The following is an 11,269-nucleotide window of genomic DNA, read 5'->3' as shown; positions in this document are numbered from 1 at the left end:
AAGGTGACCTCGGTGGCGTAGTCGACGTGGGTGGCCAGGCCCATGAAGCTGCCGGCTTTGGCGCGGGTGGCGCAGTACTCGGGCAAATACCGCCCGGCTTGGCGCATGAGCCAGACGGGGGTGTGGTAGGTGGCCTGGCGCAGGCAGGCGCGCAGGAAGCTGTCGTTTTGCAAGGGGGCGAAAGAGCTCATGCCCTTATTGTGGCAGGCCCAGGCCGGTGTTTGACGGGGTCGCTTTCGGGCAGATTCGCAGGCTGGGGCAAGCGCCCACATGGCGGCACGAAGCAGGGCTCAACGCGCCGCCAGGCCCTGCAAGGCGGTTTGAACTTCGCGCACGCTGGGCAGTTCAGACAGCAGCACGGGAGCCCGGCCGGGGGCATAAAGGGCATAAACCGGCACACCGCTGCGGCCCAGCGCTGTCAGGGCTTGGGTGATGGCCGGGTCGCGCCGTGTCCAGTCGGCACGCATCAACACCACTTGGCGGGCGGCAAAGTCGGCCAGCACTTGGGCATCGGCAAAGGTGGTTTTTTTGTTGTACTGGCAGGTCACGCACCAGGCGGCGGTGAAGTCCACAAACACCGGTCGGCCTGCGGCCAGTTGGGTCTGCAGATCGGCTTCAGACCAAGCTTGCCAGGTGGACAAACCGGCAGTGCCTGAGCCTCTGGCGCTGCTGAGCGAATTGGCCAAGGGGGCGTTGGCAGGCGCTTCGCGCAAAGCCAGCGGCAACCAGCTGCTGCCCAGCCACAGCAAAGTGGCCAAAGCCAAACCAGTCATGGCCATGCGTGTGCGTCCGCGCAAGCCCAGTGCCCAAGCCAGCCACGCCACCGCGAGCAGCAAAGCCAGCAGGCCGCTGGCCCCGTCAAGGCTGGTTTGCTGTCCCAGCACCCACAGCAACCAAATGACCGTGGCAAACATGGGAAAAGCCATGGCTTGGCGGAAAGTCACCATCCACGCGCCGGGGCGCGGCAGCGCGCGTGCGATGCCGGGCCATCTGCTGGACACCAAGTAGGGCGCAGCCATGCCCACACCCATGGCGGCAAACACCGTGAGCGCTTGCCATGCGGGCAGCGCAATTGCCAAGCCCAGTGACGCCCCCATGAAGGGCGCAGTGCAAGGCGAGGCGATGGCAACGGCCAGCACGCCCGACAAGGCGGCATTGACTGTGGGGTGGCGGCTTTGCAGCGAGGCCAGGCTGCTGGGCAGCATTTGCCCAAATTCGAAAACGCCTGCCAAGTTCAGGCCCAGCAGGGTAAACAAAAGCGCCAAGCCGGCCACCACGCCCGGTGACTGCAATTGAAAACCCCAGCCCAGCTGCTCGCCGGCCGCGCGCAGGGTGAGCATCAAACCGCCCAGCAGCATGAATGACAACACCACGCCCAAGGTGTAGGCCAGACCAGCGGCGCGGTGTTGGGCTTGTGAGGTGTCGGCTTGGGTAAAAGCCAGCACTTTGATGGCCAGCACCGGGAACACGCAGGGCATGAGGTTGAGCAGCAAGCCGCCCACCAGCGCGCCCAAAATGGCCAGCGTCAGCGCCCAAGCGCTGGCGGCAGGCTTGACCGGCATGTCGGTCGCTCGGGCACTGTCGGCCAGGGCTTTGGCCAATGCGGGTGAGATTTCGACGGGCGCAGGTTGCGCCAGCGCAGGCCATGCGCCGAGCACGGGCGTTTCGATCTCAAAGGCTGGGGCCTTGGGGGCGGAGTCCATGCCGAGTGCGATCACCCAACGCATGCGGGTGGGGCTGTCGCCACGCTCTTGTGACACCGGGAATTGCGCGCGCCAGACTGAGCCTTGCCATTTTTGCGTCCAATCTTGGCCCTGCACGGCGGCGTTGTGCACCACATTGGCCGTGACTGGAAACGCGCTCAGTGTCTGGCCGCGCCAGTTGGCGGGCAAGCCGTGCACGCTCAGGCGCAGTTGTTGGCCGTCGTCTGACACGGTGGTCTGCCCGCCGGAAATCCAGGCGTCGCCTTGTTGCACTTGGGCCAGCGCTTGCGGGCTGAGTTTTTGGGCCGCGTTGAAACCAGCCGCGTGCGGCGTTTGCGCCGTGGCTGACGCCAAGTTCAGAACAAAGCGACCCTCTTGGGGGATGCACTCTTGGCGGCATACCAGCCATTCGGCTTGCAGTTGAATGGGCAGGCCACCACTGGCTGGGAACTCAAATTCCGCGCCTACCGTGATGGGCACAGTCAGCAACAGGCGGTCTTTGTAGCCGTAGTTGGCCAAGCTGCCGATAGGAAACTTTTGAGGCAAAGGCCATGCGATGTCACCGGCCTGCAAACCCGCAGGCAGTTGCCATTGCAGCTGGGTGGGCAGGCCCGAGTCGCCTGGGTTTTGCCAATAGGTGTGCCAGTCGGCTTGGTGCTCGATTTGCAAGCCCAGCCAAAACGTCTGTCCGACCTGAATGCCTTGTGGCGCGTGCACCATCAACTCGGCGCGCACCTGTTCGGTGTTCACCACTGGGCTGTCTTGGCCCAACAAGGAGGCGGTGCTGGTGCTGCTGGGCTTGGCAGAAAACAGCGAACGGGTCTGGGCCAAGCTGGGCGCGGTGGCCATCAAAGCCACGCAAAAAAACCAGCTCAGCACCAACATTTGGGCAGTGGCCCTGCCACGTGACAACACGGAAAATTTCACACCAATCCTTCTTAGACACCCCAACAATTTGAACAGAACCCGCTGTCCCTGTACCCGGGGGGCACTTTACACGCCTGCGCTCTATTAAGATGCCTCTGATGCAAAACCCTTCGCGTTTTTGGGCCGACTGGACCACCCTTGATTTTCAAGCTATGGCGCTTAACCGGGCCAACGACCGGGCCATCGCCGTGCTGCCCGTGGCCGCCACCGAACAACATGGCCCGCATCTGCCCTTGTCGGTGGACAGCGACTTGGTCAACGGGGTGGTCGCGGCCAGCTTGGCGCACCTGCCAGCCGAGCTGCCGGTGCTCTTTTTACCCACGCAGACCGTGGGCCTGAGCCCAGAGCACGCGCGTTTTGCGGGCACTTTGACGCTCAAGGCCGAGACGGTGATCCGTTTGTGGACCGACATTGGGGAGTCGGTGGCCGCCACGGGTGTGACCAAACTGGTGCTGCTCAACGCCCACGGTGGGCAGGTCAGCGTGATGGACATCGTGGCGCGCGACTTGCGGGCCCGCTTGGGCCTGTTGGTCTACAGCGTCAGTTGGTTCAATTTGCCACTTCTGGACGCACAAGGTGTAGATCTGCTGGCGCTGTTCCCGCCCGAAGAGCACCGCTTTGGCGTGCACGCGGGCGACATCGAAACGTCGATGATGCGGGCACTGCGGCCCGAGACGGTGCGCATGGCTTTGGCGCAAAACTTCCGCTCGACCGCGCAAGACCGGGCCGAGCGCTTTGGTATTTTGGGCAATGGCAAAAGTGCCAAGCTGGGCTGGCAAATGCAGGACTACAACCGCCAGGGCGCTGCTGGCAATGCGGCTGCGGCCACGGCCGAAAAAGGCCAGGCTTTGCTGGACGCCTCAGGTCGGGCCTTGGCCCAGTTGTTGGTGGAGCTTGACCGCCTGCCGCCCGACACCCTGAGCGATCAGGTGGGGTGAAGCGGGGCTGGCCCTTTGCGCAGCCACCCAAGCTGGGCTGACTGCCGCAGGCGGCCAAGGGGGGTCGTCAGGGCCGGGGCAGCACCAGTTCGCAGTGATCGCGGCTGACGCTTTTGGGGTATTCGCGGGTGGTGTCCAGGCAGCCACCTTGCGCGTAAACGCCTTGGGGGTCGCGCAGGCGCAGCATGCGTTCCAGCACTTGGGTGCGCGCTTCGGACCGGGCCTGCGTTTGCGCCACCAGCGCCTGCACCACCGTTTCGTTCATTTGCAACTCGCCTTGAGCGTCGGTGTCAACGCCGTCTTTCCAGTGGTAGATCTCGATGGCTTTGGACTCGAGCGTGAAGGGTTTGTCGCGCTGCCAGAAGTTGCTGAACAAACCACCGCCCATGTAGATGACCCAAGAGCCTTCGTAGCCGGTGACGTTTGAAGACCGTTCGTCCGGGTTGCGAAACCACAGCCGGTCGCCAGGCACATGAAAACGCGCGGGCAAGGGCGTGTCCATGTGGCCATACTCGACCAAAAAAACGTCGTGAAATTGCCCTGAACGGACGGCATGCTGTTCATTCAAATCTTGCAGTGCAAGCAACAAAGCCGGGTTGTGGTCTCGGGCTTCTAGCGCGATGCCGAGCAAGATCACGTATTCGGTGGCGCGGTAGCAAGAAAAATCGTAAAGCTGGCCAGTGGCTTCGGGTTGGGTGGCCGCGATCAAGGCCTTGATGAGGGAGCGACCGGGGTTCAGCACAAAGCCGGGTCCTTCTGCGTAGTGCCAATCGGCCGGGGGTCGCTCGGCTGCTTCGGTTTTGAAGGCCAAGGCGGTTTTGCGGGCCGCCAAGGCCGTGTTGCGCCGCACGCGGATGTGCGAGCTCAGCGCCTCCAGGCTGGCAAATTGAAAAGGCTGCGGTGAGCCGAGCAAGGCGACCCAAATCTCCCGCTCCAAGGCCCACACCTCGTCGGTGTGCTGCCCGTGGCCCAGTCGCTGGTGCAGGGCCAAGCTGTCGTACCCGGGCATGCAGCGCTGTCGAAAGTCGGGGCGCAGCTGGCAGATCAAGACGACTTGTGCGGGTTGGCCCTCTTGGTTTTTTGGCATGGCCAGCAACATGGTCTGCACCGCCGAGCGCAGCGCCCATTGGTCCACCAATGAAGCCAAAGCGACTGCCCACCGATCAGCGTCTGCGGCAAGCGGGGTGTTGAGCTGGATGCCACCCTCAGCAGCTTTGAGGGACAACCAAGCGGTTGAGCGGTTCATCCTAATATTTTGCCTGCAAACCGTAAGGGTATTGCCTAGGGAATCTACCTGTGCAGCATGACCCCATGGTGACACGGTGACACGGTGACACGGTGACCCGACAGCGTTTGGCCAAAACGCCTTCTGGTTTAGGCGAAGGTGACCCAGTGTTTGTGCGCGTCGCTGTCCAGGTGGGGCAGGGTGTTGTAGGTCAGCAGCATGTGGCGTTTGGGGGTGAACACCAACTCGGTGAGCGCCGTGTTGCGGATGCGCAGGTTCAGCTCGATGGTGGTCTCGGGCGGGGTGCCCAGCACCCGGCCCACGGCGGTGGAAATGGGGCCGCCGCTGGAGACGATCATCACATCGCCCGTGTGCTGTTGCCGCACATGGTCGAGCGCGGCTTCGATGCCACCGACAAAGTCGGCATAGCGGGGCATGCCCTGGGGTTGGGTGCGCCCGGCCATCCAGGCCTGCAGCGCGTCGCGCAGCAGGCGAAAGTGGTGGCGGTACAGCTCGGGCGTGTCGGGTTTGGCCAGCGGTTCGGGGTGGATGGCGGCGATCAGCGCCTCGCTGTCGTACTCGTTCAGGCCCGGCCACACGGCCGGGGTGTGCGGCAGGCCCGCGCCCTCTGCAATGCCCTCCCAGGTTTGACGGTGGCGCTTCAAGCTGCCCATCAACACGGCTTCAAGCGGCTTTTCTTTTAACTTGGGGCCCAGGTATTGCCCCAAGCGCACGGCTTGTTGGCGACCCAAAGGGCTGAGTTGATCGTAGTCATCGGCCCCGAAAGAGGCTTGTCCGTGGCGGACCAAATAAAGCGTTCCCATGCGGGCATTGTGCGGGCGGGTCTGCGCTGCTTCAGTCCCAAGAGCGACGGCTTGGGTCTGAGCTCAGGCCCAAGCGGCGTCCTGGCCATTCAGCACTTGGCCAAAGGTGGTGCTGTCCACATTGCCGCCGCACAAGGTGGTGCCCACCACCAGGCCGCGCAGCTGTGCGCGATCGGCCCAAGCGGCGGCAAAACTGGCGGCACCGGCCCCTTCGGCCAGGTTGTGCGTGTCGGTGTACAGGTCGCGCATGGCTTGTGCCACCTGCGCGTCGGTGACCTGCACGATGCGTTCCAAGCCCCTTTGCAAGATGGCCAGCGCCTGCGGGTCAGCACGGCGCACGGCCATGCCATCGGCCAGCACGGTGCTGACCGGGGCTTCCACCACGCAGCCTGCGGCCAGCGAATCGGCATAGGTGGTGGCGTGGGCGCTGACCACGCCTACCACCTTCACCCGGTGGCCCAAGGCGCGCTTGGCGGCCAGCGCGGCGCAAGCCCCCGAGCCCAGGCCAATGGGCACATAGACCACATCGAGCGCCGGCACCGCTTGTAAAAATTCGAACCATGCCGTGGCCACACCCTGCACCAGCGCCGGGTGGTAGCTGGGCACCATGTGCGCGCCGCGTGTCACGGCCAGGCTTTGTGCATGCTCGCGTGCCGCTTGAAAGTCGTGGCCGTGTTCCAGCAGTTGGGCACCCAAGGCGCGCATGGCGGCATTTTTCTCGGTCGAGTTGCCTTCTGGGACCACGATGGTGCAGGCCACGCCATGGCGTGCGGCGGCATAGGCGATGCTTTGGCCATGGTTGCCCCGGGTGGCGCTGATCACTTCGCTGGGCAAGGGGCCCAGGCTGCGCAGGTGTTCAAAATAGGTGAGTCCGCCGCGCACCTTGAAAGCGCCCACTGGGGTGTGGTTCTCGTGCTTGACCCAGCAGTCTGTGCCCAAGCGCTGGCTCAAGGTGGCCCAGCGGTACTGGGGCGTGGGGCCAAAGGCCGCGTACACGGTGTGTGTGGCCGCTTGGATCTGGGCCAGGGTGGGCAGTTCGTGGTGCATGGGGGCTTTTGGCGGTGGAGGTTTTGGGGTTCGTGGCTTGGGGTTCGGGGCTTGGCGCTGAAGGGGCTTAAAAATGCACGCTGCCTTGGATGCAGCCGACCACATCGCCGCCCACCCATACTTGGCCCTGTGCGTCTTTGGCGAGGAACACCTGCCCGGCGCGGCCCAGCACGGTGCCCTGGCGGGCGCTGTAGTGGGCAGGCATGTGGCCGTCGGCCATCAACCACTGCGCCAGCGAGGCGTTCAAGCTGCCGGTGACCGGGTCTTCGGTGATGCCGACGGGTGCGGCGAAGGCGCGCACTTCCAGATCGGTCGGGTCCTTGGCGATACGCTTGGAAGCGGCAAAGGCGCGGGCCTCGCGGTTGGCGCGGCGGATCAAGCCGTCAGCACCGGGCGCTCGCTTGGCCGCCACACCGACCTTGGTGTTCAGGCGTTTGAGCGCTGCGTGGTCCGGCTCCAGGGCGAGCAGGCTGTCCACCGAGGCGATCAAAAGGCCCAGCCAGTGTGGGCCGTTGTTCAGGTCTTGCGCGGCCAGCACCTGGTCGGCCTGCAGGCCCAGCGCCTCTTGCACTTGGGCCAGCTGGGCGGGCGCAGGTGCTTGGCGCTGCAAGGGGGGCGCTGCAAAGGCCCAGCGACCGTCGACCGATTTCAAACTGACCAGACCCACGCCACATTCCTGGACCAGTTGGCCGCTTTGCCGGGCTTGGCCGCCCGCCTTCAACCAAGCGTGGGCCGTGCCCAGCGTCGGGTGGCCCGCAAACGGCAGCTCGGCCCCCGGTGTGAAGATGCGCACCCGGTAGTCGGCCCCGTTCGCAGCGCCTTCGGGCGTGGGCGGCAGTACAAAGCTGGTTTCGCTCAGCTGCGTCCAGGCGGCAAAGCTTTGCATCTGTGCGTCAGACAGGTCGGTGCCGTCCAGCACCACGGCCAGCGGGTTGCCCAGAAAGGCGGTGTCGGTGAAAACATCCACTTGTTGGAAGGCGCGGTTTTTCATGGCGGTAGGGGTCTTTCAAGACAGGGGTAAATCCAGCACGCCAGCGGCACCGGGGTGTTGGCACAGGCGTTCGTACCAGCCTTGCAGGTGCGGCCATTGAGCGCGGTAGTCGAGGCCATGGGGCGGCAGTCCCCACCAACGGTGGATTTCGCAGGCGATGGGCAGGTCGGCCATGCTCAGCGCTTGGCCGGCGACAAAGGGCTGGTGTTCCAGTTGTGCGTTGAGCAGACCCAAGAGCGGTTCGGTGGCGGCCACCGATGCCGCGATCAGGTCTGCTTGGCGTTGTGCCGCCGGTGTGCGAATCCACTGCACAAAGGCCACGCCGCTGGCCCGGTTCAAGGTGGTTTGCTGCCAGTCCATCCATTGTTCGGCGTGAAAGCGTGTGGGCAGGTCGGTGGGGTAGAACCGGCTTTCTCTGGCGCAGAGGTAGCGCACGATGGCATTGGACTCCCACAGCGTGTAAGCCCCGTCTTGGAGCACGGGCACCATGGCGTTGGGGTTCAGTGCCAAGTATTCCGGCGTGTTCACAACACCATAGTGCAGGCCTGCCTCGACCCGTTGAAATCGCAGCCCCAGCATTTGCGCGCAAAGCACCACCTTGCGGACGTTGATGGAACTGATACGGCCCCAAATCTTGAGCATGCTCATCTCCCAGGCAAGGATTCACGGACCGCTGCGGCCAGTGCGGCCATGCCGGTGTTGATTTGGTCCACCGTGGCGGTGACAAAGCTCAGGCGCAGCGTGCTTTCGTTGGCTCCGCCTTCTTCGCTTGTGGCGTAAAAGGCCGAGCCGGGCACAAAGGCCACACCTTTGTCGACGGCTTTGGCCAGCAGCGGCGTCGCTTTGAGGCCTAGGGGCAGTTGCACCCACAAGAACATGCCGCCCACCGGGCGGTTCCAGCTCAGGCCCAGCCCGGCCATTTCGCGCTCGAGCGCGGCCAGCATGGCCGCGCACTGCTGTTTGTACAGGGCGCGGATGGTGGGCACATGGCGTTCGATGAAACCGTCTTTCAGCACTTCAGCGACCACGCGTTGGTTGAAGCTGGGCGTGTGCAGATCGGCCGCTTGTTTGGCTTGCAGCAGTTTGGGGTAGAGCGCCTTGGGCGCAACCAGATAGCCCAAGCGCAAGCCGGGAGCCAAAATTTTGGAAAACGAACCCAAGTACACGCTGCCGCCCGGGTGGCGCGAACTCAGCGAGGGCGGGGGCGGCGCGTCAAACCACAGGTCACCATAGGGGTTGTCTTCGATGATGGGCAGGCCGCATTCGATGGCCACTTGGGCCACAGCGGCGCGGCGTTCTTCGCTCATGCTGCGGCCGGTGGGGTTTTGAAAGTTGGGCAGCAAATACACAAAGCGGGCTTTGTCGGCCCCGCTGCCCACCTTCGCGCGCAGGTCGCTTGGGTCCACGCCGTGCGCGTCGCTGTCAACGCTCACTACGCTGGGCTCCATCGGGGTGAAGGCTTGTAATGCGCCCAGGTAGGTGGGGGTCTCGACCAAGATGCGGCTGCCCGCGTCGGTCAAAATTTTGGCCACCAGATCCAGCCCTTGCTGGCTGCCGGTGGTGATCAGCACCTGATCGGGGATGACCTGCATGCCTTGCTTGCGCAGGTCGTGCGCGACCCATTCGCGCAAGGGGGCATAACCTTCGCTGGCGGCGTATTGCAAGGCGGCTTGGCCGTCGTCTTTCAGCACGCGCTCGCAGGCTTCGCGCATGGCCTCAATCGGGAAGGTTTGCGGTGAGGGCAAGCCTCCAGCAAAGCTGATGATGCCGGGCTTTTCGGTGACCTTGAGGATCTCGCGGATCACCGAGGGGTTCATTTTTTCGGCGCGTTGGGCCATTGTCCAGTGCATGTGGCGATCCTCAACTTTCATTGTTCAGTTGGATTTGGGTGTGTTGGCCATGCGCCTGCCCAGGAAGACCGTGGCCACCACGGCCAGGGCAAAGCCCAGCGTCATGGCGTCCAGCGATTCGCCCAGCAAAGGCACGGTGGCCAGGATGCTGATGAAGGGTTGCAGCAATTGCAGCTGACTCACCCGCAGCGGGCCGCCCAGCGACAGGCCCTGAAACCAGGCAAAAAAGCCCGCCCACATGGAGAACACGCCGACATACAGCAGGGCCAGCCAGGCGGCAGGGATGACGGCGTGTTCAGGCCAAGTAAGCCAGGCGCCGGGCAGGGTGATGGGCAGGGCCATGACGCAGACCCAGCTGATGACTTTTTCCGCGCCCAGGTCGGCTGTGATCTTGGCCCCGGCCACATAGCCCAAGGCGGCCGAGAGCACCGCGCCCACCAGCAGCAGGTCGGCCCAGCTCAGAGCCAGATCGTGGCCCAGCTGCGCTGAGCGCAACAGGCTGTAGAGCGCCACCAAGGCGCTGCCCATGGCGGCAAATACCCAAAACCCCATGCGAGCGCGTTGGTGCATGAGCCAGGCTGCGGCCGCAGCGGTGGCCAGTGGCAGCAAAGCGGTGATGACGGCGGCATGGCTGGCCGTGACGTGGCGCAGTGCCCAGCCCAGCAGCAAAGGGTAGGCAATGACGTTGCCCAGCAGCGACAAGCACAAAGGCCCGCGTTGTTCAGGCCGTGGCCAAGGCGCACGCACGGCCAACAGGTAAATCAGCGACAGACCACCCGCCAGCGCGGCCCGCGCCCAGGTCACAAACCAGGGCGACATCTGCGGCGCCTCTGCTGTGCCGGTGGCCAGTCTTGTCATGGGCAAGGTCAGCCCAAAAATGAGCACGCCCAGCAGACCAAGCCACAGACCCAAGGTTTCGCGTTGTGGGGTGCGGTCATTCATGGGGCGTCAATGGGCGGGTCAAAATGCGTATCAAGCCGCGCTGTGCCGCAAGCTGTTCAAAATCCACAAGGCGGTAGCCACCAACGCGGTCGACATGCAGCGGTTGAACACCAACAAACGGCGGCCATGCGCCAGCCAGTGGCGCAGCATGGAGCCCGCCACCGCATAGCTCAGGTTGCTGACAAAACCGTAGGTCATCATGATGGGCAAGAGCATCATGGTGCGTTGGGCTGCGTCTTCACGACCCGCCACCCAGCCCGCCACGATGGCGAGCGCCAGCATCCAGGCTTTGATGTTGAGGAACTGCAGGCCCACGCCTTGCACAAAACCCACTTGAAGTTTCGCGCTATCGGCTTGCTGCAAGCTGCCGCTTTGCCACAAACGCGAGGCCAGCCACAACAAATACCCGGTGCCCAGCGTCACGATGGCCCAGCGCAAGGGCGGAAAAGCCACCACCAGACCGCCCAGGCCGGTGGCACACAGCGCGAACAAAATCCCCCAACCCACCGGCACGGCGCAGACAAAGCGCATGGCGCGCTTCAGGCCGTGGTTGGCGGCCATGGCGGTGGACAAGGTGGTGTTGGGCCCGGGTGTGAAGCTACTCACGGTGGCCAGCACCAACAGGGCGCTGAGTTCTGAAGATGTCATAGCTAGGAATGTAGGGTCAAAATGAATACAGTACCTATACAGTTGGCATCAGTAGTGTCCGGTTAAAAAGTGAACAAATTCAACTGCTTAGCGCAGTCAGGTGGTGCGGTTGTGTGAGCATCGGTCTGCAAGGCGCATGAAATCTGGGTTTTCTCGAAAACAGACACCGACAAA

The 11,269-nt window shown here is 63.8% G+C and carries 11 protein-coding genes; 1 reads left to right on the top strand and 10 read right to left on the bottom strand.

The features are described 5' to 3' along the window. Together ACIQ39_RS16025 and ACIQ39_RS16020 are read right to left on the bottom strand one after the other, a co-directional pair. Positions 1-191: uroporphyrinogen decarboxylase family protein (locus ACIQ39_RS16025; protein ID WP_396435603.1), on the bottom strand; the 191-nt coding region annotated here is incomplete at its 3' end. 99 nt (positions 192-290) lie between these two features. After that, entirely contained in the window at positions 291-2,552 is a 2,262-nt protein-coding gene (locus tag ACIQ39_RS16020) for a protein-disulfide reductase DsbD family protein (RefSeq protein WP_396435604.1), read from the bottom strand. A gap of 176 nt (positions 2,553-2,728) precedes the next feature. Here ACIQ39_RS16020 and ACIQ39_RS16015 point away from each other — a divergent pair, with 176 nt between their 5' ends. Beyond that, positions 2,729-3,568: a creatininase family protein gene (locus tag ACIQ39_RS16015; RefSeq protein ID WP_396435602.1), complete on the top strand. Its 840-nt coding sequence runs from the start codon at positions 2,729-2,731 to the stop codon at positions 3,566-3,568. 67 nt (positions 3,569-3,635) lie between these two features. Here the strand turns inward: ACIQ39_RS16015 and ACIQ39_RS16010 are convergent, their stop codons facing one another. The 8 genes from ACIQ39_RS16010 to ACIQ39_RS15975 all read right to left on the bottom strand — a co-directional run bounded on the left by ACIQ39_RS16010 (position 3,636) and on the right by ACIQ39_RS15975 (position 11,095). Continuing rightward, positions 3,636-4,814 carry a hypothetical protein gene (locus ACIQ39_RS16010; protein WP_396435601.1) on the bottom strand — a complete coding sequence of 393 codons (1,179 nt, stop codon included), beginning with the start codon at positions 4,812-4,814 and terminating at the stop codon, positions 3,636-3,638. Between the two features lie 128 nt (positions 4,815-4,942). Then, positions 4,943-5,617, bottom strand: a complete 675-nt coding sequence (locus tag ACIQ39_RS16005; RefSeq protein WP_396435600.1) for a histidine phosphatase family protein — start codon at positions 5,615-5,617, stop codon at positions 4,943-4,945. Between the two features lie 63 nt (positions 5,618-5,680). After that, positions 5,681-6,664 carry a threonine dehydratase gene (locus ACIQ39_RS16000; RefSeq protein WP_396435599.1) on the bottom strand — a complete coding sequence of 328 codons (984 nt, stop codon included), beginning with the start codon at positions 6,662-6,664 and terminating at the stop codon, positions 5,681-5,683. Between the two features lie 67 nt (positions 6,665-6,731). Beyond that, positions 6,732-7,655, bottom strand: coding sequence for a PhzF family phenazine biosynthesis protein (locus tag ACIQ39_RS15995; RefSeq protein ID WP_396435598.1), 924 nt, complete (start codon positions 7,653-7,655; stop codon positions 6,732-6,734). Between the two features lie 15 nt (positions 7,656-7,670). Beyond that, positions 7,671-8,297, bottom strand: a complete 627-nt coding sequence (locus tag ACIQ39_RS15990; RefSeq protein WP_396435597.1) for a glutathione S-transferase family protein — start codon at positions 8,295-8,297, stop codon at positions 7,671-7,673. Positions 8,298-8,299: 2 nt separating this feature from the next. Then, positions 8,300-9,505 carry a PLP-dependent aminotransferase family protein gene (locus tag ACIQ39_RS15985; protein WP_396435596.1) on the bottom strand — a complete coding sequence of 402 codons (1,206 nt, stop codon included), beginning with the start codon at positions 9,503-9,505 and terminating at the stop codon, positions 8,300-8,302. 24 nt (positions 9,506-9,529) lie between these two features. Next, positions 9,530-10,447 (bottom strand): DMT family transporter, encoded by a 918-nt coding sequence (locus tag ACIQ39_RS15980; protein WP_396435595.1) that lies wholly within the window; start codon positions 10,445-10,447, stop codon positions 9,530-9,532. Positions 10,448-10,477: 30 nt separating this feature from the next. Then, positions 10,478-11,095 (bottom strand): LysE family translocator, encoded by a 618-nt coding sequence (locus tag ACIQ39_RS15975; RefSeq protein ID WP_396435594.1) that lies wholly within the window; start codon positions 11,093-11,095, stop codon positions 10,478-10,480. Between the last annotated feature and the right edge of the window lie 174 nt (positions 11,096-11,269).

The organism is Limnohabitans sp. (assembly GCF_044361645.1).
Taxonomy (GTDB): domain Bacteria; phylum Pseudomonadota; class Gammaproteobacteria; order Burkholderiales; family Burkholderiaceae_C; genus Limnohabitans_A.
The sequence above is the reverse complement of the archived record's forward strand: the minus strand, read 5'-3'. Positions and strand labels throughout refer to the sequence as shown.